Source organism: Pseudomonas sp. RIT409 (assembly GCF_003052515.2).
In the GTDB taxonomy this organism is placed as follows: domain Bacteria; phylum Pseudomonadota; class Gammaproteobacteria; order Pseudomonadales; family Pseudomonadaceae; genus Aquipseudomonas.
In genome coordinates, this window is sequence record NZ_QARE02000035.1 from 1 (window position 1) to 23,080 (window position 23,080).

Genomic DNA, 23,080 nt, shown 5'->3' on the forward strand with positions numbered 1-23,080 from the left:
GGCCGGGAGCCGCGAGAGCCGCGCGGCCATGGATGGCCGTCCGCGGCGTGCCCACGGAACGGCACCGGAGGGAAGGGACCCTGACGCAGTCAGGGCCAAACCAGGAGCAAGCGGTTTTCCTCCATTTTGCCAAGACAAAATGGAGTCGCTCGTAAAGAGCGAAACCTGGCTCCCAGCCCCCGCGCAAACGGATCTGCCCCCATTCTCAGTGGCGCTCATCACACCATTGAACGGTCCCGGCAAAATGGACCCGCTCGTAAGGAACAGAAAACCAACCCACGCACAAACGGATCTGCCCCCAATCTCAGCGGCGCTCAAGACAAATACGAACGGCCCCCACACCCGAGGGCTGCGTTCTTGAACACGCGACCAGCGCCGAGCTTGGAGAACAACCGATCAGAAATCGTCGTCTTTGTCGAAACGACGTGCTTCCCGTTGCAGGTGATAAACGAAGCGCTCGACCTGACGCTGCACCAAACCACTCATGTTGTGGAAGCGCACACCGGCAAACGTAGTATTGAAGCGCTCTTCAAAGTGCAGGTGACGCAATTCCACCGCCGTTGTCATGCTGCCGATCGGCAGGTCCGCGGTGAAGCGCTCATACACTTGCCCCAGTTGCAGCCGCTCGGATTCATCGCCCTCGAAACGCAGCTTGCAGCCGGTGGCCGAGATATCCAGCAGCTTGCCTCTGAGCGGCGCCTTGATCTTGTCGCCATCGAGCTTGATGTCCACCAGCGAAGCCAGCTTCAGCGCGGCACGGAACGCGTTACGGCGCTGGTGATACACCACCTCATGGGGAAGCGGTCCGCTGTAGCTGTGTGGGTCATCGATGATGGTCATCGTGCCTTTGGATTCCCAGGCAACCCGAACGCCGTCGTGAAAGCCTTCGACGCGGAACGGCTCGCCCGCAGCCATGAAGCGCTCGCCGTCGCGGGGGATCATTTCGTCCAGGCCCAAGAGGTTGTTTTCGCGGTCGACTTCGATGACATAGCTCTGGAAACGCTGGCTACGCTCGTGAAATGTGATGATCAGCGGATCGTGGCTGTCCATCAGCAATCGCAGGGTGGAAGCAATTTCCAAAGGTGTGGTGATGACCTTCGGTGGCTGCGGCGCATCGTCCGCACTTAATGCATTCACGGTTTATCCATCTCCAGGCAAAAAACGACAGCGTGCGACGCGAGGCATTTTGCCATCATGTTGCACGCCTTGATACAAGAACTTACGCCTGGCTAAGCGGACGAGGTCTGGCTCTGCCCGATGTCGATCCCCGGCTGTCATACAGCGTCGGCGTGTCGCCACCGTTGAGGATTCTGAGCTGTTGCGCCGTGGTCAACTGTTGAAGCTGGATCAGACCGCCATTCTGCTCGTTCGCAGCCTGGCATTCGGCAATCAGCGCACTCAGTTCGTCGCCCGCTTTCAATAACGCCTCACCCACTGACGAGTGCCTGGCCACCTCTTCGAGTCCCGCGCGATTGGCGGGCAGGCCCAGGCTCGACAGCAGTTGACTGCGTCTGCGTCCGTGCTGTTCGAGCACGATCACCAACGCCTGTTTCTGCGCCAGGATGTGTTCCATTTCGACCATATTGCGGCCGTGAAGGGCCAGTGACTCGGCCTTCAGGATCTCCAGCAGGTGCTGGGTGGGTGCAATATCGTCCGTGATCAGTTGAAGCAACGTAGTGTCTTGCATCGCATGCCCTGGGTTTCAAGCGTCCAGAAGCCCCTGCGCGGACCGGGGGCTAGCGCTGGGCTTCGAAATTAAGCAGTTTGCTTGCGACTCGGTTGCTGTCGACCTTGTAACTGCCATCGGCGATCGCCTGCTTCAACTCGGCCACGCGGCTGCTGTTGACAACGGGCTGATCACGCAACGAATCAGTGATCTTCTGCAACTGCTGAGCTTCGCTGCTCAAACTGACTGTCTCACCGCTGCCGCTTACACCGGAGGTCGTGCTCACCGTCGCCGGGGCGTCGGCTTTGCCTGCTTCCTTGGTGCTGGGCGTACGAGACGTACCGCCCACGGTAGTGGAACTATTCAAACGACTGAAGTCGATGACCATGATTGAAAAACCTCTGGGTTCTAGGACGCTTGCCTTGGTTTCGGCCAAACCCGGAATAACTTTAGGGCCCGTGCGAAAACAGTCTCGAATGGACTTCGCGGGGGGCATGACGGTTCCGAGTGTAGAAAAAGCGCAAGCGCGGCGCCAGAGGAATCGACCTTGTTACATAGGCACCTCGACCTGCCCGGGGGCGACGATGTTGGCCTTGATCACGCGTTTGGAATTGAGGTTCTTGACCCGGATTTGCTCGTTGAAACCGCCGTCGGACAGCGCTTCCCCCGGCATGCGCACGCTCATCGACCCGCTGCGTGCGCTGATGACCACTTGATCGCCCTTGCGGACCATTTGCGGCTGTTCCAGGTGAACGGGTGTCAGGATCTGGTCGATGACCGTTGGTCGGACCACCTTTTGACCGACCGCCTGATCGAGCGAATCCAGGAAGCCTTGGCCCAACAGGCTGACGTCGCGTTCGCGAAGGGCGACATCGCCTTCGCTCACGATGGCGTCACGCTTGAGGGGGCGCACAACGGTCACCACGTTGCGAAACAGATGCACCTGGGCGGGCACGAAGACGGTCCACGGTGCGCTGCCTTCGCACCGCAGTTTGACGGTCACGCGGCCGATGGGCTGAGCGGGGCTTTCGAGGGTCGCTGTCAAATCCTTGTCGCAATGCGGCATGCGCAGGCGAGGGTCGAGTTGCTTGACTTCAATCTCGTAGCGCCCCTGGGTCTGACTGGTGGCCAAATAGTCTTCAACAGTGAATTCAAGAAAGCCCTGGGTGACGCCGATAAGTTGTTCAGGCAGCGTCACATTGTCTGCGCGGCAAGCATTTGCGCCGCCCAGCAGGCACACGACCGCCAGCACGCCGAAGAAATGGCGGCTGGCGCTTGTCAGGTGTCGGGATACTGTCGTTAATATGCTCATGACGGGTAGATAGCAAGGCCCGTGCCGCATGCCAATCCGGCACTGCGCAATTGGTCGTTTTTGGGGAGGGTAGTGCATGGCTGGTATTTTGGATTCAGTGAACCAGCGCACTCAACTGGTGGGGCAGAACCGCCTTGAACTGTTGCTGTTCCGTCTGGACGGCAAGCAGTTGTACGGGATCAACGTGTTCAAGGTAAAAGAGGTGCTTCAGTGCCCGAAACTTACCCTCATGCCCAAGTCCAGTCCGATTGTGCGCGGAGTGGCGAACATCCGGGGCGGAACCATTCCGATCCTCGATCTGGCGCTGGCCACCGGCTCGAAGGCGCTGAGCAACATCGATAATGCGTTTGTGATCATTACCGAATACAACACCAAGATTCAGGGTTTCCTGGTGCATTCGGTCGAACGCATCGTGAATATGAACTGGGAAGCCATTCATCCACCGCCCAAGGGTACCGGTCGCGATCACTACCTCACGGCGGTGACCCGGATCGATAACCAGTTGGTGGAAATCATCGACGTGGAGAAGATCCTCGCCGAAGTGGCGCCGGTCTCGGAAAATATCTCCGTAGGTGTGGTGAGTGCAGAGGTCCAGCATAAGGCGCTGTCCCTGCGGGTGCTGACCGTGGATGACTCCTCGGTGGCGCGGAAACAGGTCACGCGCTGCCTGGAAACCGTGGGCGTTGAAGTGACGGCGTTGAATGACGGTCGTCAGGCACTCGATTACCTGCGCAAACTGGTGGACGAGGGTAAAAAGCCCGAAGAAGAATTCCTGATGATGATCTCCGACATTGAAATGCCGGAGATGGATGGCTACACCTTGACCGCCGAAATTCGCAGCGACCCGCGTATGCAGAAGCTTCACATCGTGCTGCACACGTCGCTGTCGGGCGTGTTCAACCAGGCGATGGTCAAGAAGGTGGGCGCCGACGATTTTCTGGCCAAGTTCCGGCCGGACGATCTTGCGGCTAGAGTGGTAGATCGTATCAGGGCGGCGGACATCAGCTGAGGAAACGCTTCCTCGGCTGTTCACATGATTTGAGAGGCGGCATGTCTACAGGTAATTTGGATTTTGAGCAGTTCCGGGGCTTCCTGGAAAAAGCCTGTGGCATTTTGCTGGGTGAAAACAAGCAATATCTGGTCTCCAGCCGCCTGAACAAGCTGATGGAGCAGCAGGGCATCAAGTCCTTGGGCGAACTGATCCAGCGCATTCAGAGTCAGCCGCGCAGTGGCCTGCGCGAGCAGGTGGTGGATGCGATGACCACCAACGAAACCCTGTGGTTCCGAGACACCTATCCGTTCGAGGTGCTCAAGAGCAAGGTGTTGCCGGAGCAGCTCAAGGCCAGTCCGGGCCTGCGTCCGCGGATCTGGTCGGCAGCCTGCTCTTCGGGGCAGGAGCCGTACTCGTTGTCGATGTCGATCGATGAGTTCGAGCGCAGCAACCCTGGCTTGTTGAAAGCCGGCGCACAGATTGTGGCGACGGACCTGTCCGGCAGCATGCTCAATAACTGTAAGACAGGGGAGTACGACAGCCTTGCGATCGGCCGGGGCCTGTCGCCCGATCGGTTGCAGCGCTATTTCGATCAGAAAACGCCCGGACGTTGGACGGTCAAGGCGCCGATCAAGAGTCGCGTGGAGTTCCGCTCGTTCAACCTGCTGGACAGCTATGCGGCGCTGGGCAAGTTCGACATCGTGTTCTGTCGGAACGTGTTGATCTATTTCTCCGCCGAGGTCAAGAAGGACATCCTGCTGCGCATTCACGCCACGTTGAAGCCAGGGGGCTACCTGTTCCTCGGGGCATCGGAGGCGTTGAACGGCTTGCCGGATCATTATCAGATGGTGCAATGCAGCCCTGGGATCATTTACCAGGCTAAGTGAAGCGCACGACGAGCTACCGAAAACCCGGCCGGATTGCCGGGTTTTTTTTATGCGCGCGGGATGCAGGCATCAGGCGTTCGACAACCGGCAAAAAATCGGCGCGGGCATTGCCGCTTTGCCCGTGCACAGCGGTAATCGCTTGCCGCTTTTCTGGCATATCAGGTTGCTACCCACCCCAAACGCCAGCAAATACGGCGCATCGCCGAGTTGGCACGGCCCTTGCTCAACGACTTGCAGTCACGAACATCTGGTCAACCGATAAAGGTTTCCCGACATGAGCATCAGCTTCGAAAACGCACTGGGCATCCACGAGAAGGCGCTGAATTTCCGCGCCCAACGTGCCGAGGTGCTGGCCAACAACATCACCAACGCCGACACGCCGAACTACAAGGCGCGCGACCTGGATTTCTCCAAGGTGCTGGCCGCCGAAAGCGACAAGGCCAAGAACGGTACCTTTGCGCTGAATGTCACCAACGCCCACCACATCGAGGCGCAAGGGATGGACACCGGCGAAGCGAGCTTGCTGTACCGCACGCCCTCGCAGCCGTCGCTGGACCAGAACACCGTCGATGCTCAGGTGGAAAATGCCAACTACGCCGAGAACGCCGTCGGTTTCCAGGCCAGCTTCACCTTGCTCAACAGTAAGTTCAAAGGGCTGGTTTCGGCCCTGCGCGGAGAATAATTCATGTCCCTGTCCAGTGTTTTCAATATTGCCGGTAGTGGCATGAGTGCCCAGAACACTCGCCTGAACACCGTCGCCAGTAACATCGCCAACGCCGAAACGGTCTCCTCCAGCTTGGACAAGACCTACCGCGCGCGGCACCCGGTGTTCGCCACTGTGTTCCAGGGCCAACAAGCCGGTGGCAGTGCTTCGCTGTTCGAAGAGCAGGGCCAGGCCGGCACCGGGGTACAAGTGGCGGGCATCATCGAAGACCCTTCCAACCTGGAAGCGCGTTACGAGCCCAATCACCCGGCCGCTGACAAGAACGGCTATGTCTATTACCCGAACGTCAACGTGGTCAATGAGATGGCCGACATGATCTCGGCCAGCCGTTCGTTCCAGACCAACGCGGAAATCATGAACACCGCCAAAACAATGATGCAGAAGGTCCTGACCCTGGGTCAGTGATAAGGGGCGCATGCAATGACCGTTACCAACGACACCAGCGCCAGCGACTACATCAAGTCGCTGCAGAAGCCCACGTCGGACAAGACGGGCGACAGCACCACAGGTGCCAACAGCCTGGGCAAAGACGCGTTTCTGCAATTGCTGGTGACCCAGATGCAGAACCAGAACCCGCTCGATCCACAGGACAACAGCCAGTTCGTCGCGCAGCTGGCGCAGTTCAGCAGTCTGGAATCCATCCAGAACCTGAACACCTCGGTCGATGCGATCGGCGGCATGTATCAGTCCTCGCAAGCGTTGCAGGCCTCGTCCCTCGTGGGCCGCTCGGTGATCGTCGACGGCGGATCGACCCACGTCGACACCGCCAAAGAAATGACCGGCCAGGTCGTGCTGCCTTCGACCAGTACCCTGACCACCGTCAGCGTCTACGACAGTACGGGCAGCGTGGTGCGCACCATCGATCTGGGCGAGCAGAAGGCGGGCAAGGCCAGCTTTACCTGGGATGGCAAGGACGAGGCCGGCAATACTCTGGCATCGGGCAACTACAGCTTCAAGGCGCAAGGCACCCTGGACGGCACCAAGACGGGCTTGACCACCTACCTGCCCGCGACGGTGACCAGTGTCACCATGGGCTCGGCAGGCAGCGCAATGACTCTCAATCTGGCCGACGGCACCAACATTGCCTTGTCCAAAGTTCAACAAATCGGGATCTAGAGCCGACTCGACGGCGCAGGAGTGAAGTATGTCTTTCAATATCGGTCTGAGTGGGCTCTACGCAGCGAACAAAAGCCTCGACGTCGCGGGCAACAACATTGCCAACGTCGCGACGGTCGGCTTCAAGGCGTCCCGCGCGGAATTCGCTGACCAATACGCCCAATCCATCCGTGGTACCTCGGGCGGTACCAACGTCGGCAGCGGCGTGTACACCGCTGCGGTGACCCAGCAATTTACGCAGGGCACCCTGACCACGGGCACCGGGCGCGACCTGGACCTGGCCATCAACGGCAACGGCTTCTTCCAGCTGAGCAACAATGGCGAGAAGCTGTACACCCGCGCCGGTAACTTCCATACCGACAGCGCTGGCAACATCATCGACAACAACGGCAACAACCTGCAGGGCTACGGCGTCGATGCCAACGGCAACGTGATGACCGGTGTGCTGACCAACCTGCGGGTCGATACCTCGAACATGCCGCCGAAAGCGACCGGTGACATCAACATCAAATCGAACCTGGATTCCTCCAAGCCCATTTCGACGGGCGCGGCGTTCGATCCGGCCGACACCACCACCTACACGTCGACGTTCAGCACCCCGATCTACGACAGTCAGGGTAACGAGCACACGCTGTCGCAGTATTTCCGCAAGACCGACACCAACTCCTGGACCATGTACACGTTGATCGATGGTCGCAACATGCAGGACCCGGTCACTGAGCCGGCGGTCGCGGCAGACCAGACTCAACTGAAGTTCGATTCGGCTGGCAACCTGATCACCAGCCCGGCGCCGACCTCGACTTCTGGCGTGGTTGTGAACGCGGACGGCACCTTCACCCTCCACGGCTGGGTACCGGCGCAGAGCAAGACGGTCGGTTCGACCACCACTTGGGTGGCCAACGGTGCCTCTTCCAAGGAGATGAAGCTGGACATGCTGGCGACCTCGCAGACCAACGCTGCTGGCGGCGCGATCTCCAAGACCCAGGACGGTAACTACACCGGCCAGATCAGCGCGATGAACGTGGACTCCAGTGGCAACCTGTTCGCCAACTACACCAACGGGCAGTCCAAAGTGATCGGTCAAGTGGCGCTGACCACATTCGCCAACGCCCAGGGCCTGGCCCCGGCTGGTGGCACCATGTGGCGTCAAACCTATGCGTCGGGCATCCCGGTCACGGGTGCGCCGGAGTCGGGTACGCTGGGCAGCATTACCGGATCGGCGCTGGAAGAATCCAACGTTGACCTGACCGGCGAACTGGTTCAACTGATCAAGGCGCAAAGTAACTATCAGGCGAACGCAAAAACGATTTCGACCGAGAGCACCATCCTGCAGACGACCATCCAGATGACCTGATCAAGGTCCTTTGAACAGGCTTCACCCTGAGCCCCTCTTTCGAGGGGCTTTTTCATTCGTGCAGCCGCCCACCTCGCACGCCTGGCGACGATCTTCCCCACCGAAAAAACATCAAGAGCCGTCCCACCCCCGACCCAGAAATTTCCCACTCCCGTGTTTGCGATGATCGAACGCGCTGACAAATGAATGTCGTCGGATCGAACAACACCCGAGCGCATTCCTTTGCCCGCGAATAAATCCATGCATTGACGCAAGTGTCGTCGCTGACGACTCAGGGAGTGTTCATGTCATTCAATATTGCGGTTGCCGGGTTGAATGCAGCCCATAAACGAATGGAAGTGGCGGGCAACAACATCGCCAACGTCGGTACAACAGGCTTTAAATCCTCTCGGGCGGAGTTCTCTGCCGTCTATTCCTCATCGATGCTTGGCAGCGGCAATGCCGTCGGTGACGGGGTGCGTCTGGCCAATGTTTCGCAGAACTTCAAGGCAGGCGGCGTGATGTCCGATACGGGACGAGCGTTGGACATGCGGATTCAGGGGAAGGGTTTTTTCGTCATGAGTGACAACGGCGCGATCAGTTATGGGCGTTCTGGCGCATTTCTGAAGGACGCCGAAAACTACATCGTGGACGCCCAAGGCAGCCGGTTGCAGGGTTATGCGGTGACCGCTGACGGTGAGGTGATTCGGGGTGTGCGTACCGATCTTCAGATCGACAATGCCAACTTGGCGCCCAAGGCCACCAGCAAGGTGGAGCAGACAATCAACCTGGATTCCGCCGAAGCGTCGCTGGCGGCTGTCCCGACTTTCAACGTGAACGACCCGCGTACCTGGACGCGCATGACGACCCAGACCATTCAGGACGCGGGGGTACCGGAGGTGAAGGAGGTCAAGGGCAAGGATGCGAAAGGCAACGAGGTGATCGTGGTTGCGGCCAGGGCTGCAGTGCCGCCGCAGGACCATGAGCTGACGCAGTATTTCGTCAAGCTCGACGATAACAACTGGACGTCCTACCTCCTGATTGATGGCGTGAACCCGCTCGATCCGTCGACCACTACGCCTCTGGAGGTGGGCATACGCAAGCTGCCCAATGGCAATCTGCATCTGACCGGCAATCAGGCAGCCGTCAAGCTGGAAAAGAGTGGTGATCTGGCACTGTATGGCTGGCAGCCTGCAATCAAGGTCAATGGCAATTGGGTGCCGAGTCCGGCTGCCAACACCGGCGTCGTCGCCTTGCCGCTCAACGATGCCAGTGGTGCGTTGCTCAACCCCGGCGACCCTGTCATGCCCCGCCCGGTACCGGCTTTTGATCGGGCCGACGTTTCCACCTATAACAAGCCCTTCACCAGCGCCGTTTTTGACAGCCTGGGCGTTCGCCATGAATTGACGCAGTACTTCGTCAAGGACGGCAGCAACAGCTGGAAAATGCACGTGCTGATCGATGGTCGCAATCCGCAGGATCCTGAGAGCACTGATCCGTTGACTGCCAGTGTGTTGTTCAACGCCGACGGCATGATGCAAACACTCACGGGTGGACCTGGCCTGGTGGCGAGCAATGGCAAATTGACGCTGAGTGGCTGGGTGCCTGCCAAGCCCGTTGAGGGCAACAAGGTCGGCGGGCGCTGGGGCAGTAACGGCGCCACTGGCGATGGCGGCGGTATCGTGCTGGACATGAACAAGCTGAGCCAGTTCCGGGCGGCGACGGGCTCTTCTGGGGTGTTTGTCGACGGGTATGCGGCGGGCAGCGCCAACAAGCTGTCCATCGACAAGAGCGGAATCATGAGGGTGGGGTACAGCAATGGCCAGCAACGTGTCATTGGCCAGGTCATGCTTGCCAGCTTCGCCAATGAGCAGGGATTGCAGCCGATGAGCAATACGCGCTGGATCGAAACCGCCGATTCTGGCGTTGCCAACTACGAAGAGCCGGGTATCGGCACGTTGGGCAGTATCGTCAACCAGTCGCTGGAAGGCTCGAACGTCGACTTGCAATCTGAATTGGTGGAATTGATACAGGCGCAGACGGCGTACCAGGCCAACTCGAAAACCCTGTCGACGGAAGCGGAGTTGATGCAGACGTTGATCAGGGCAACCTGATCGGACGCCCAGCCCTGGCTTGCGTATGGCCGGCCGGGCAGGGCGGGGTTCAGAAGGAGCAGTCGGGCCTTACGAACGCGCCGCTGACCCGGGTCCAGCCCTTGCCGGGGCTGGTCTGGGCGCACACGGTTTTATGCTTGCCTTGCCACAGGTAATACGAGGCAGGTGCAGCGAAGGCCGCGGTGGCGCAGGTGGCAAGCGCGAAGAGCAGGGCAGTACGCAAACGCATGACGGTTTCCCGTTGGTAAAAAGCAGATGAGCGAATCATTGCAATAATCGCTCCTCGCACGAAAGTTTTTTGGCGGCACTCTCACCTCCCAGCCCGAAAAGCGGCGGTCCGCTGTCGCGACGCCGACTTCGCACGATATTTCATACAGCGCAGCCCCCGAAACCGCTGGCGAATCAACCGTTTGTACGCCTGGAGAGAAACTGGCGCGATCATTGCTAATCACCTGCCAGTACAGCTACAGGCGGCAAGCGTCTGTCGGAGGAGGAAGACTGTGGACAAGTTACTTTACGTGGCCATGAGCGGTGCGTCGGAAAACGCGGTCGCGCAAAAAGTGCATGCCAACAACCTGGCGAACGTCTCGACCAACGGGTTTCAGCGCGACCTCGAACAGGCCCGCTCCATGCCCGTCTTTGGCGAGGTCAACCCCTCGCGTGCTTATGCCATGAGCGAGCGTCCCGGGACGGATTTCAGCCAGGGTTCGATGATCGACACCGGGCGCGAACTGGATGTCGCCGTCAAGGGCGATGGTTGGATGGCGGTCCAGACGCCTGACGGCGGAGAAGCCTACACCCGCACCTCCAGCATGAACATCGATGCGCTGGGCGTGTTGCGCGATGGCAATGGTTTGCCGGTCATGGGCAATGCCGGGCCGATCGCCGTGCCGCCTCAGCAGCAGATCGAGATCGGCGCCGACGGCACCATCAGCGTCCGCTCCCTGGGCGAAAGCCCGCAAGTCATGGCTGAGATCGACCGCATCAAGCTGGTTCGGCCGGACCTGGCAAACATGGAAAAGGGCCCGGATGGACTGATGCACACCAAAGACGGCAGACCGGCGCAGGTGGATGCCAACGTGCAGGTGGAATCGGGCTTTCTGCAGTCGAGCAACGTCAACGCGGTCGAGGAAATGACCTCGGTGCTGGCGCTGTCCCGTCAGTTCGAACTGCACGTCAAGATGATGAAGACCGCCGAGCAGGATGACGAGTCGATGGCTCGCGTCTTGCAGATGGGCTAATGACTGACAGCTTGCGCCGACAATTCGGCGTTTGAGGAGATGAACGAATGCTTCCGGCACTCTACGTAGCAAAAACCGGTCTGGCCGCTCAGGACATGAACCTGACGACCATTTCGAACAACCTGGCCAACGTATCCACCACCGGTTTCAAAAGTGACCGGGCCGAATTCCAGGACCTGCTCTATCAGATCAAGCGTCAGCCAGGCGCCCAATCCACCCAGGACAGCGAGCTGCCCTCGGGTCTGCAACTGGGTACCGGTGTGCGCATCGTCGGCACGCAGAAAAACTTCACCGCTGGCAGCCTGCAGACCACCAACCAGCCGCTGGATATGGCGGTCAACGGGCGTGGCTTCTTCCAGATCCGTCAGCCGGATGGCACCCTCGCTTACACCCGCGACGGCACCTTCCACCTCGACCAGAACGGCCAGATCGTGACCGCCAACGGTTACGCGCTGGAGCCGGCCATCGTCGTGCCCCAGGATTCGCAGACCTTCACCGTCGGTGAAGACGGTACCGTTTCGGTCACCACCTCGGCCGCCACGGCCACGCCGCAAGTCATCGGCAACATTCAGACCGCTGACTTCATCAACCCGGCCGGCCTGCAATCCCAGGGCGGCAACCTGTACCTGGAAACCGCTTCCAGCGGCGCGCCGCAGGTCGGTACCCCTGGCTTGAACGGGCTGGGCGTGGTCAAGCAGAACACGCTTGAAAACTCCAACGTCAGCACCGTGGAAGAGTTGGTGAACATGATCACCACGCAGCGTGCGTATGAAATGAACTCCAAGGTGATTTCGACCGCCGACTCGATGCTGCAATACGTCACCCAGAACCTGTAATGGAAGACTGACTCCCCTGATGGATTGCCAGGAAACAACGAATCAATTCGATGGGGCGCCCGAAAAGCGCCTGCTACACCGCGAGGTTTTAAGTGTCATGAAACGGCTTTCTGTACTGCGGCTTTCCCTGTTTGCAGCCCCGCTTTGCGGTCTCGCGTTGCTGACAGGTTGCGTTGCGCCTTCGGCCAAACCCAATGACCCTTACTACGCGCCGGTGTTGCCACGAACGCCGCTGCCCGCAGCGGCGAACAACGGTTCGATCTATCAGGCCGGTTTCGAGCAAAACCTGTATGGCGACCGCAAGGCGTACCGGGTCGGTGACATCATCACCATTACCCTGTCCGAGCGGATGGCGGCCAGCAAGGCGGCCAACTCCAGCCTGAGCAAGACCAGCAAGACCAGCCTGGGCCTGACCTCGCTGTTCGGTGCTGGCGTGAGCACCAATAACCCGGTGGGCGGCGGCAACCTGAGCCTGGACGCCGGTTACGAAGGCGACCGTGCCACCAAGGGCGACGGCAAGGCAGCGCAGAGCAACAGCCTGACCGGTTCGATCACCGTGACCGTAGCGGACGTGCTGCCCAACGGCATTCTGGCGGTGCGCGGCGAGAAGTGGATGACCCTCAACACCGGTGACGAGCTGGTGCGCATTGCGGGCCTCATCCGTGCCGACGACATCGCCACCGACAACACCGTATCGTCCACGCGCGTGGCCGATGCCCGTATTACCTATTCCGGTACCGGAGCCTTCGCCGATTCCAGCCAGCCAGGCTGGTTCGACCGATTCTTCCTCAGCCCGTTGTTCCCATTCTGATAGCGGGATAGCCATGATCACCTTCAAGCAACTGATAGCGGCAGCGTTGCTCTCTCTCACGGCGGTCGGCGCGGTACAGGCCGAGCGTCTGAAGGACATTGCCAGTATTTCCGGCGTGCGGACCAACCAATTGATCGGCTACGGTCTGGTGGTGGGCCTGAACGGTACCGGTGACCAGACCACCCAGACGCCGTTTACCCTGCAGACCTTCAACAACATGCTCTCGCAGTTCGGCATCAAGGTGCCGCCGGGGTCGGGCACGGTGCAACTGAAAAACGTTGCGGCCGTGGCGGTCTACGCCGACTTGCCACCCTTCGCCAAGCCGGGTCAGCAGATCGACATCACCGTGTCGTCCATCGGTAACTCGAAAAGCCTGCGTGGCGGCAGCCTGCTGATGACGCCGCTCAAGGGGATCGATGGCAACGTCTATGCCGTGGCGCAAGGCAACCTGGTGGTGGGCGGCTTCGATGCCGAAGGCCGTGATGGTTCCAAGATCACCGTCAACGTGCCGTCCTCGGGCCGCATTCCAGGCGGGGCATCGGTCGAGCGTGCGGTGCCGAGCGGTTTCAACCAAGGCAATTCGCTGACCCTCAACCTGAACCGCAATGACTTCACCACGGCCAAACGCATCGTCGACAAGATCAACGACATGCTCGGCCCTGGCGTCGCCCAGGCAGTGGACGGCGGTTCGGTACGCGTGACGGCGCCGTTGGACCCCAACCAGCGCGTCGATTACCTGTCGGTGCTGGAGAACCTGGAGATCGATCCGGGCCAGACCTCGGCCAAAGTCATCATCAACTCGCGCACTGGCACCATCGTCATCGGCCAGAACGTCAAAGTCTCGCCTGCCGCCGTGACCCACGGCAGCCTGACCGTGACCATCACCGAAGACCCGGTGGTCAGTCAGCCGGGAGCGTTTTCCAACGGCCAGACCGCAGTGGTCCCGCGTTCGAAGATCAACGCTCAACAGGAAATGCACCCGATGTTCAAGTTCGGGCCGGGCACGACGCTTGATGAAATCGTGCGGGCCGTCAACCAAGTGGGCGCAGCGCCGGGTGACTTGATGGCGATTCTCGAAGCGTTGAAACAGGCGGGCGCGTTGCAAGCCGACCTGATCGTGATTTAAGGCGTTTGGTTCAGAAGGAACAGGCATGAGCATTCCAAGTGGCGGGACGAGCACAGTCGATTCGGGGGCGTATACCGACCTCAATCGCCTGGCCTCCTTGAAGCACGGCGACCGCGAAAGCGAAGCGAACCTGAAGAAGGTGGCGCAGGAGTTCGAGTCCCTGTTCGTCAGCCAGATGCTCAAGGCCATGCGTTCGGCCAACGAAGTGCTGGCCAAGGACAACCCGCTCAACAGCGATGCCACGCGCCAGTACCAGGACATGTACGACCAGCAGTTATCGGTGAGCCTGTCCCGCGAGGGTGGCGGTATCGGTTTGCAAGACGTCCTCATGCGCCAGCTGTCCAAGACCAAGACCACCGATGTCGCCCCCGCGCCGCAGAGCGCCGCGACGCCTGGGTCGGATCCCGCCGTGCAGCCCCAGGGGTTGGCAACTCGCATCGCCCAGCGCCCCCTGTGGGCGTCGCGTTCGGTAGCCCCCGCCGCCACAGCCGATGGCACACCGCACAACGACGTCGCAGCGCTCAATGCCCGTCGTCTGGCGCTGCCAAGCAAGCTGGCGGACCGGATCATGGCCGGCATCGTGCCGAATACCGCAGCTACACAGGACACGGCCGCCAGTGGGGCCACCACGTTGAAAAACCGCATTGCCGTGTCCACTGCAGTGGCCGCCGCCAAGCGGGCGGGCACCAACGGCGACTGGACCATCGGCCCTGGCTATACGGCGCAGGCCGACGCCTATGTACGCAACCGTGTGCAGACACCGCTCGCGCCGGCCAAGTCCGCGTTCGCCAGCGCCGATGATTTCGTCAACACCATGCTGCCGCTGGCTCAGGACGCAGCAGCACGCATCGGCGTCGATCCCACGGTACTCGTCGCCCAGGCGGCGCTGGAAACCGGTTGGGGTAAATCGATCATGCGTCAATCCGATGGCAGCAGCAGCCATAACCTCTTCGGCATCAAGGCTCAGGGCGGCTGGCAGGGGCCAGAGGCGCGCGCGATCACCAGTGAGTTCCGCGACGGCAAGATGGTCAAGGAGACGGCGGACTTCCGCTCTTATCAGTCTTATGCCGACAGTTTCCACGACTTGGTGAGCTTCCTGCAGAACAACAATCGCTATCAAGCCACGCTCAAATCGGCCGATAACCCGGAACAGTTTGTGAAAGAGCTGCAGAAGGCCGGTTACGCCACGGACCCGGACTACGCCAGCAAGATTTCTCAAATAGCGAAACAGATGAAGAGTTACCAGAGCTACGCAGCCGCGCCGGTCTCTTCCACGACTTTATAAGGTTTGAACCATGTCACTGATTTCAATCGGGCTTTCAGGGCTGAACGCCAGCAGTGCAGCGATGACCACCATCGGCAACAACACTGCGAACGTTGATACGCTGGGCTATTCGCGCCAGCAAGTGATGACCACCGCAGGTGCGCAGCAGAATATCGGGGTCGGTTTCATCGGCACCGGTACCACGCTGTCTGACGTGCGTCGGATCTACAACGGCTTCCTGGATACCCAATTGCAGACCAGTACCTCGCTGGATTCCGATGCCCAGGCGTACCTGGGACAGGCCAGCAAGCTGGATTCGATCCTGTCGAACAGTTCGACCGGCATCAGCACCGTGCTGGGCAACTTCTTCACCAGCCTGCAATCCCTGTCGAAAACGCCCACGGATTCGTCGGCTCGGCAGAATTTCCTGACCACGGCCAAGGCGTTGACCGCGCAGTTCAACAACATCTCGCAGCAGATGAAGGATCAGAACGCCGGGATCAACACCCAACTCACCGCGGTGGCCGGGCAGGTCAATGCACTGGCCTCGTCGATTGCCGATCTGAACAAGCAGATCACTGCGGCGCAGTCGTCTGGCGGCCAGCCGAACACACTGCTGGACTCGCGCAACGAAGCGGTTCGCCAGCTCAACGAGCTGGTGGGCGCCAAGGTCGTCGAAACCAACGGCAACTATGACGTCTACATCGGCACCGGCCAGCCGCTGGTCACCGGCAGCAAGGCCAATGTGCTGAGTGCGGTGCCCAGCGACAGCGACCCGACTGTGTACGCGCTCAAGCTCAATTACCAGAACAGCGACGTCGACGTCTCGGGTGTGGTCACGGGGGGTACGCTGGGCGGCCTGCTGCGCTATCGCAGTGACGTGCTGCAACCGGCCGCCAACGAGCTGGGCCGCCTGGCGCTGGTGACGTCCGATCAGGTCAACCAGCAGCTGAACCAAGGGGTGGACGCCAATGGCGATTTCGGCTCCAACCTGTTCCTGAGCATCAACGACCCGAGTCTGATCGCGCAACGCAGTATTGCCGCACAGGGCAACAGCTCCGGTTCGGGCAACCTCAACGTGACCATTTCCAACACCGGCGCGCTGACCACCAATGATTACCAGGTGACCTTCACCAGCGCCACCGGCTACAGCGTCAAACGCCTGCCGGACGGCAAGGCCATGGGCTCTTATGACACCGGAACGACACCGCCCCCGGTCATCGACGGGTTCTCGATGACCCTGAGCGGCACCGTGCAGGTTGGCGACAGTTTCAAGATCAGCCCGACCGGCAATGCCGCCAGCGGCATCCAGATGGTCATGACCGACCCGAAAGACATCGCCACCGCCGCGCCGTTGACCGGTACAGCCGGGGCTAACAAGGGGACGGGGACCTTCTCGCAACCGAGCCTGGACACACCGGTCAACATCTACAACAGCACCGCCACGACCGACCTGCGCAATGCGATGAAGGCCTCCACGCCGATGCGCCTGGTCATGGGCGACAAGCAGGCGGACGGTTCCCAGTCGTACACCTTGCTCAACGCCAACGGTGCTGCGGTGACGGACGCCTCCGGCAACCCGGTCACCGGTTTCATCGTGCCCGGCGCCAGCAATGACCTGACGCTGAACGTGGGGTATACCGATTCGGCCGGCGCGGCCCAGTCGTACAAGATCGGCCTGAACATTTCCGGCAGCCCCGAAAGCGGCGACACCTACAGCATTGCCCTGACCGGCGCCGGTTCGAACGATAACCGCAACGCAGAATCGACCCTGGCCCTCCAGACCAAGCAGACGGTGGACACGGCGGCGGGCAACGGCACGGGCATGAGCCTGAGCGCTGCCAACAGCAGCATGATCACCACCGTCGGCTCCAAGGCCGCCCAGGCCAAGAATGACGCCACGGCCACCACCGCCGTATTGACGCAGGCCAAGAGCTCACGCGACAGCGTTTCGGGCGTGTCGCTGGATGAAGAAGCGGCCAACCTGGTCAAGTACCAGCAGTACTACACCGCGTCGTCGCAGATCATCAAAGCGGCTCAAGCCATTTTCAGCACGCTGATCAACAGTCTTTAAGGAGTCGTAAACCATGCGTATTTCCACTGCTCAGTTTTACGAAACCAGCGCTTCGAACTATTCGCGTACCTACGCCAACGTCACCAAGACCGGTGACGAAGTGGCCAGTCAGATCAAGCTCAACACCGCAGGCGATGACCCGGTAGGAGCGGCCCGCGTTCTGCAACTGCAGCAGCAGGGCACGCTGTTGAACCAGTACAAGTCCAACATCGACACCATCAATACGGGCGTGGTCAACACCGAAACCGCACTGACTGCCATCACGCAGGCGATCCAGCGTGCGCAGGAACTGACCCTGGGCGCCGGTAACGCGACGTACACCGACAAGGACCGCCAGGCCAACGCCGCCGAATTGAAAGAGTTGCAAAGCCAGATTCTGGGCCTGATGAACAGCCAGGACGCAAACGGCGCTTATCTGTTTTCCGGCTCCAAGGGCAACACCGCGCCGTACGTGCTCAACCCGGACGGGAGCTACAGCTATCAGGGTGACCAGACGCGCAATATGGTCGCCATTGGCAATGGCATCACCATGGCCACCAACACCACGGGCTGGGACGCATTCGAGCAGGCGGTCAACACCACCCGCACCTCCACCACCCTGGTCTCGCCGACCACCGACGACGGCATGATTTCCCTGTCCGGCGGCAGCGTCAGCAACAGCACGGCGTACAACAGCAAATTCACCGCAGGCCAGCCGTATTCGATCTCGTTCACCAACGGCTCGCAGTACAAGATCCTCGACAAGGATGGTGCAGACGTCACGGGCGAAGCGACCGCAGCCGGGCAATTCACCACCACCAGCAGCGCCAACCAGAGCATCACCTTCCGTGGCCTGGAACTGAACCTGAACATCAACCTGACCGCGGCTCAGTACACCACGCCCGGGGCGGCCGATGCGGCGTTGACCGCGTCGCCTCACACCTTCCAGTTGTCGGTCTCGCCCAGTTCCGTCAGCACCGCGCGCTTGCCGGGCAATACGTCGACCACCGTCATCTCCAGCTCGAGCGTCACCGATCAGGCAACCTTCGACAAAACGTTCCCGAACGGCGGAGCGGTATTGCGCTTCACCGATGCGACCAACTACAGCCTGTATGCCGCGCCTTACGACCCGGCCACCAGCCAGCCGGTGGCCTCGGGTACGCTGACCGGCACGCCGGTCGCCAATCAGGCCGTTGCGGCCGGCGTGACGTTCACCCTCAGCGGCACCCCGCCAACCCCAGGTGCAGGTGATCAGTTCACGGTGCAGTCGACGACCCAGCAGCATCAGAACATCCTCAACACGCTGACCAACGTGATCAATGCCCTGAACGGCAAGGTGGACGGCGACCCTATCGCGGCGCAGAAACTGCAAGCCACGATTACCTCGACCATCGGTAACCTGACCAGCGCCGCCAATCAGATTTCGGACGCGGTCAGTGACGGCGGCGCGCGGTCCAAGACTGCGACCGACCAGGGCACCACCAACCAGACGCTGATCGATAACGGCACCACCGAGTCGGGCACCATCACTGCCTCGGATCCGGTCGACGCAATCGCCCGTCTAACCTTGCAGAAAACCATGCTGCAGGCGTCCCAACTGGTGTTCACTCAGCTTTCTGCGCTGAACCTGTTCAGCAAACTGTAAGCGCTGCACTCCGAGGCGACAGCGGTCATCCGCGCTGTCGCCTTCGAGCCTCAACCGTTACTGTCAGCGGTCCAGTCGACCCTTTCACCGGGCCGACGCGCCGCTCGTGAGCCCGCCCGTGAATTCAGCTCCTCTCGTCAGCCTCGTCATTCCCGCCTACAACCCGCGTTTCTTTCGACGAGCCCTGCAAGACGCGCTATTGCAGACGTATCAACCATTGGAAGTGGTCGTTTGCGACGACAGTTCGGGCGACGAGATCCAACGCATCGTCGAGCAATTCGCAGGCAGCAGCCAAGCCAGCCTGCGCTACGTGCGCAATCCTTCGCGCCTGGGATTCGTCGGTAACCTGCTCGCTTGCCTGAACGAAGCCCAGGGCGAATTCATCAAGTTCCTGTGCGACGACGACCGCCTGTTCCCCGCGGCGATCGCGCGTCAGGCGCAGGTATTGCTCGCACACGACGATGTCAGCCTGGTGCTCGCGCAGCGGTATTTCTGCGACCCTGACGACGTTCAATTGCCCGCGCGGATCGAAAACTGCCCGCTGGCCGAAGCCAGCTCGTTGTTCTACGGCCCGGACCTGTTGTCGGTGTTTGACATTTCGCCGACCAACTTCCTGGGTGGATTGACCAGTTCGTTGATGCGACGTACTGACGTGCTGGCGATCCTCCCCGCATTGTCCGAAGTGGGCAGCGGCTTCACGGCCCTGGTGGATTTTGCGCTGTATGTCTGCCTGCTCAAGCGCGGCAACATGGTCATGCTCAATGACGTGCTGAGCGCCGAACGCTTGCACCCCGAACGCTTGAGTCGTCAGCAGGCGATCCAAGACCGGATCCACGATGAGCGCGACTGGCTGCGGCAGATGCTCAAGGCGCGCAGCGCCGAGAACGCACCCGAGTACGGCTGGGTGCGTTATGTGGCGTTGTCCGATGCACAGCACGGTCAGCGCGCATGGCGTGAGCTGCCGCTGAGTCGCATGCTGGGTGACCGTCAGGCGGCCTTGCCATGGCGGGTCGGCAGCGACAGCGAAAGCTTTTCCGAGCTGTACCAGCAATGGTTGAGCTTTCGTACCCTGTTCGGCGCCGAGCGCGCGCGCGTGGCGGATAACGTTGCGACCTGGCCGTCGCAGCCCAGGCTGGTGGCGGTGGTGCTGGATGAGTTCGGCAGCACGGCCAACGTTGCACTGACCCGCGACAGCCTGGATGCGCAGTTGTATCCCGCCGAACTGACGCTGGTGTTGTCCAGTGCGTGCGAGGCGCCCGTGCTGAACGAGCGCGTCTTCACGTTGCCCTTGCAGACGGACTGGGTCGTGCAGGTCAATGAGCTGTTGCCGCAATTGCAGCGGGTCGACTGGGTCTACCTGCTGCGGGCTGGCGATCGCCTGACCGATTGCGCGCTGCTGGTATTGGCCGAGCGAATCGCCACGTCTGCGCAGGTCCTGTGCCTTTACAGCGATGAAGGCGCCTTGCACAAGGGTGAGTCGGCAGAGCCGATCTTCAAGCCGGACTTCAATCTCGACCTGCTGCGCAGTTACCCCTATGTCGGGCGTGTACTGGCGTTCCAGCGGGATGCGCTGCTGCAGTTGGGAGGCTTTGACAGCGCCTACGGCGAGCTCGCCCCCCACGATGCCATCTGGCGGTTGGTCGAGGCTTACGGCCCGGTGGTGGAGCACGCCGCCGAGATTCTGGTCGAATCACGCTTGTCATTCCACCAATGGCTGCAACTGGCCGACGTTTCGCGGCAAAGCGCATCGGTGGTGAGTGCGCACCTCAACCGGCTGGGCATCGCTCACCGCTTGCACGAGGCTGAGGACCCGCTGGTCAATCAGGTGCACTACCTGAGCGCCGAGCAGCCGCTGGTCTCGATCATCATCACCCACAGGGATCAACTCGCAGCGTTGCAGCGTTGCGTCGAGACGCTGTTGAGCAAAACCGCCTACGCACAGTACGAAGTGCTGATCGTCGACCAGGGCAGTGTCGGCGCCGAAGCGCAGAGCTGGCTGGCGGACATGCAGCACGTGGGTGGCGACAAGTTGCGGGTAATGCATTACGCAGGGCAGGGCAGGGGCGCCGATGTGCGCAACTTCGCGGCAACCCAGGCGCGGGGCGAGTACCTGTTGATGCTCAGCGTGTACGCGGTCATTGCCGATGCCGGCTGGCTGGATGAACTGCTCAACCACGGTCGCCGAAGCGAAGTCGGCGTGGTCGGTGCAAAAGTGTTCAGCCCTGAAGGCTACGTGCTGCAAGCGGGGCTGATTCTGGGTTACCACGGGCCAGCCGGCCCCGCGTTTTTCGGCGAGCCGCTGGGCGCGCCGGGGCACTTGCTGCGCTTGCAGGCCGCACAGAACCTCAGCGCCGTGGGTGCCGAGTGCCTGCTGATCCGCCGGGCATTGTTCGAAGCGCTCTCCGGGCTGGACGGTCAGGCATTCAGCGGTAGCTTGAGCGAAGTCGATTTATGTCTGCGGGTCCGGCAATCGGGTCACCTGGTGGTCTGGGCGCCGCGCGCCTTGCTGGCCATGGGCGCATTGCCGGCGGCCGAGCAAGTTCGCGAGAAGCAATCGCTGTTCGACGATCAGCATGCGTTCTACACGCGCTGGCTGCCCACGGTGGCCCGCGACCCCGCGTACAACCCCAACCTGCGTCTGACCGGTTCGTTCTACGGTCTGGAACCGGGTCTCAAGAAGGGGTGGAATCCTTACTCGTCGCGGCGTCTGCCCAATGTGCTGGCCATCCCGATCAACAGCACCGCCGTGGGCCACTACCGGGTGTCTCAGCCGTTTCTGGAGCTGGAAGCCGATGGCCGGATCGAAGGCCGCCTGAGTTATGACCTGCCGTCGATCATCGATCTGGAGCGCCAGTCGCCGGATGTGATCGTCGTGCAGTGCCGCTACACCCAGGCTTCGATCGATCAGGTGGTCACCCTGAAAACCTATTCCAATGCACGGCGCATCTACGAGTTGGACGACTACGTGATCAGCGTGCCGAAGAAGAACGGCCATATGCGCAACATGCCATCGAACATGGGCGAGATGGTGCGCCTGGGCACGAGCCTGTGCGACCGAGTGGTGGTGTCCACCGCAGCGTTGGCCGATGCCCTGTCCGGCATGCACCACGATATCCGCGTGGTGCCGAACATGCTGGCGTCGTCCTTGTGGAGCGGGGTGCGCAGTCAGCGCCAGACTTCGAGCAAACCGCGCGTGGGATGGGGCGGCGGCACCAGTCACGCTGGGGATCTGGAGATCATCGCCGAGGTGGTCCGTGAACTGGCCGATCAGGTCGAATGGGTGTTTTTCGGCATGTGCCCGGAAGCCCTTCGTCCTTACGTTCATGAGTTTCACCCGGCGGTGGGGCTGGCGGCTTACCCGGCAAAACTGGCCAGCCTGAATCTGGACCTGGCGCTGGCCCCGCTCGAATACCACATCTTCAATGACTGCAAGAGCAACCTGCGATTGCTGGAATACGGTGCCTGCGGCTACCCGGTCATCTGCAGTGACACGCGAGCGTACGAAGGCTACTTGCCGTGCACGCGGGTCGTCAGCAACAGCACCGCCGAGTGGTTGGACGCCATTCGCATGCACTTGGCGGACCCTGCCGCCAGCTACCGCATGGGGGATGATTTGCGGGACATCGTCATGCGCGATTACATCCTGCGCGGCGACAATCTTCAGCATTGGGTCAACGGCTGGCTCGCCGACTGATCCACCACCGGTCGTGACGGCGGATGCCCCTCCCGGGATCTGCCGTTGCGCTTAAGAACCCCGCGAACCTTCCCTTCTCAGAGTTGGCGTAGTTCCTGCTATGTCACTGTCATGACGCCATAAAATGCGCGCCCCAGGCTTGCCTCGGCTGGCGGGCGGACCGTCCAGACCCTTTCCGGTCCGGTTGTTCGCGGGCGCGCCCAGGGCAAGCGACGGATTTCAGGCGCACAACCGCACCGGGCATGTGGCCCGATCGGCGCTACTGTT

General features: G+C 61.0%; 20 protein-coding genes. 15 read left to right on the plus strand and 5 right to left on the minus strand.

The window, feature by feature from the left end; translation table 11 throughout:
• Positions 1 to 396: 396 nt before the first annotated feature.
• From DBP26_RS25800 to flgA, 4 genes are all read right to left on the minus strand, one after another.
• Positions 397 to 1,137 (minus strand): flagellar brake protein, encoded by a 741-nt coding sequence (locus DBP26_RS25800; protein ID WP_108240422.1) that lies wholly within the window; start codon positions 1,135 to 1,137, stop codon positions 397 to 399.
• Between the two features lie 82 nt (positions 1,138 to 1,219).
• Positions 1,220 to 1,687 carry a flagellar protein FlgN gene (locus DBP26_RS25805; RefSeq protein ID WP_108240423.1) on the minus strand — a complete coding sequence of 156 codons (468 nt, stop codon included), beginning with the start codon at positions 1,685 to 1,687 and terminating at the stop codon, positions 1,220 to 1,222.
• 49 nt (positions 1,688 to 1,736) lie between these two features.
• Positions 1,737 to 2,054 (minus strand): flagellar biosynthesis anti-sigma factor FlgM, encoded by a 318-nt coding sequence (gene flgM / locus DBP26_RS25810; protein WP_108240424.1) that lies wholly within the window; start codon positions 2,052 to 2,054, stop codon positions 1,737 to 1,739.
• Positions 2,055 to 2,216: 162 nt separating this feature from the next.
• A complete protein-coding gene (gene flgA, locus DBP26_RS25815; protein WP_108240425.1) occupies positions 2,217 to 2,978 on the minus strand; it encodes a flagellar basal body P-ring formation chaperone FlgA in 762 nt (253 codons plus the stop codon).
• A 76-nt stretch (positions 2,979 to 3,054) separates the two neighbouring features.
• Between flgA and DBP26_RS25820 the strand changes: the two genes are divergently transcribed.
• From DBP26_RS25820 to DBP26_RS25855, 7 genes are all read left to right on the plus strand, one after another.
• A complete protein-coding gene (locus DBP26_RS25820; protein ID WP_108240426.1) occupies positions 3,055 to 3,987 on the plus strand; it encodes a chemotaxis protein CheV in 933 nt (310 codons plus the stop codon).
• A 41-nt stretch (positions 3,988 to 4,028) separates the two neighbouring features.
• The gene (cheR, locus tag DBP26_RS25825) at positions 4,029 to 4,856 is read left to right on the plus strand and encodes a protein-glutamate O-methyltransferase CheR (RefSeq protein ID WP_108240427.1); all 828 of its coding nucleotides are present in this window, start codon (positions 4,029 to 4,031) and stop codon (positions 4,854 to 4,856) included.
• A 274-nt stretch (positions 4,857 to 5,130) separates the two neighbouring features.
• Positions 5,131 to 5,538 carry a flagellar basal body rod protein FlgB gene (gene flgB, locus DBP26_RS25835; RefSeq protein WP_108240429.1) on the plus strand — a complete coding sequence of 136 codons (408 nt, stop codon included), beginning with the start codon at positions 5,131 to 5,133 and terminating at the stop codon, positions 5,536 to 5,538.
• A 3-nt stretch (positions 5,539 to 5,541) separates the two neighbouring features.
• Positions 5,542 to 5,985, plus strand: a complete 444-nt coding sequence (gene flgC, locus DBP26_RS25840) for a flagellar basal body rod protein FlgC (protein ID WP_108240430.1) — start codon at positions 5,542 to 5,544, stop codon at positions 5,983 to 5,985.
• 15 nt (positions 5,986 to 6,000) lie between these two features.
• Positions 6,001 to 6,696 (plus strand): flagellar hook assembly protein FlgD, encoded by a 696-nt coding sequence (gene flgD, locus DBP26_RS25845; RefSeq protein ID WP_108240431.1) that lies wholly within the window; start codon positions 6,001 to 6,003, stop codon positions 6,694 to 6,696.
• Between the two features lie 28 nt (positions 6,697 to 6,724).
• Positions 6,725 to 8,050, plus strand: coding sequence for a flagellar hook protein FlgE (gene flgE, locus DBP26_RS25850; RefSeq protein WP_108240432.1), 1,326 nt, complete (start codon positions 6,725 to 6,727; stop codon positions 8,048 to 8,050).
• Between the two features lie 284 nt (positions 8,051 to 8,334).
• Positions 8,335 to 10,143 carry a flagellar hook protein FlgE gene (locus DBP26_RS25855; RefSeq protein ID WP_108240433.1) on the plus strand — a complete coding sequence of 603 codons (1,809 nt, stop codon included), beginning with the start codon at positions 8,335 to 8,337 and terminating at the stop codon, positions 10,141 to 10,143.
• 49 nt (positions 10,144 to 10,192) lie between these two features.
• On the opposite strand, the gene DBP26_RS25860 is transcribed toward DBP26_RS25855, so the two are convergent.
• Positions 10,193 to 10,372: a hypothetical protein gene (locus tag DBP26_RS25860; RefSeq protein ID WP_108240449.1), complete on the minus strand. Its 180-nt coding sequence runs from the start codon at positions 10,370 to 10,372 to the stop codon at positions 10,193 to 10,195.
• A 271-nt stretch (positions 10,373 to 10,643) separates the two neighbouring features.
• On the opposite strand from DBP26_RS25860, the gene DBP26_RS25865 reads away from it, so the two are divergent.
• From DBP26_RS25865 to DBP26_RS25900, 8 genes are all read left to right on the plus strand, one after another.
• Positions 10,644 to 11,384, plus strand: a complete 741-nt coding sequence (locus DBP26_RS25865) for a flagellar basal body rod protein FlgF (protein WP_108240434.1) — start codon at positions 10,644 to 10,646, stop codon at positions 11,382 to 11,384.
• Positions 11,385 to 11,431: 47 nt separating this feature from the next.
• Positions 11,432 to 12,220 (plus strand): flagellar basal-body rod protein FlgG, encoded by a 789-nt coding sequence (gene flgG, locus DBP26_RS25870; protein ID WP_108240435.1) that lies wholly within the window; start codon positions 11,432 to 11,434, stop codon positions 12,218 to 12,220.
• A gap of 97 nt (positions 12,221 to 12,317) precedes the next feature.
• A complete protein-coding gene (gene flgH / locus DBP26_RS25875) occupies positions 12,318 to 13,031 on the plus strand; it encodes a flagellar basal body L-ring protein FlgH (protein ID WP_108240450.1) in 714 nt (237 codons plus the stop codon).
• 13 nt (positions 13,032 to 13,044) lie between these two features.
• The gene (locus DBP26_RS25880) at positions 13,045 to 14,157 is read left to right on the plus strand and encodes a flagellar basal body P-ring protein FlgI (protein WP_108240436.1); all 1,113 of its coding nucleotides are present in this window, start codon (positions 13,045 to 13,047) and stop codon (positions 14,155 to 14,157) included.
• 25 nt (positions 14,158 to 14,182) lie between these two features.
• Positions 14,183 to 15,442, plus strand: a complete 1,260-nt coding sequence (gene flgJ / locus DBP26_RS25885; protein ID WP_108240437.1) for a flagellar assembly peptidoglycan hydrolase FlgJ — start codon at positions 14,183 to 14,185, stop codon at positions 15,440 to 15,442.
• A gap of 10 nt (positions 15,443 to 15,452) precedes the next feature.
• The gene (gene flgK, locus DBP26_RS25890) at positions 15,453 to 17,495 is read left to right on the plus strand and encodes a flagellar hook-associated protein FlgK (protein ID WP_108240438.1); all 2,043 of its coding nucleotides are present in this window, start codon (positions 15,453 to 15,455) and stop codon (positions 17,493 to 17,495) included.
• A gap of 13 nt (positions 17,496 to 17,508) precedes the next feature.
• A complete protein-coding gene (locus DBP26_RS25895) occupies positions 17,509 to 19,119 on the plus strand; it encodes a flagellar hook-associated protein 3 (protein ID WP_108240439.1) in 1,611 nt (536 codons plus the stop codon).
• Between the two features lie 118 nt (positions 19,120 to 19,237).
• A complete protein-coding gene (locus DBP26_RS25900; RefSeq protein WP_108240440.1) occupies positions 19,238 to 22,813 on the plus strand; it encodes a glycosyltransferase in 3,576 nt (1,191 codons plus the stop codon).
• Positions 22,814 to 23,080 lie beyond the last annotated feature (267 nt).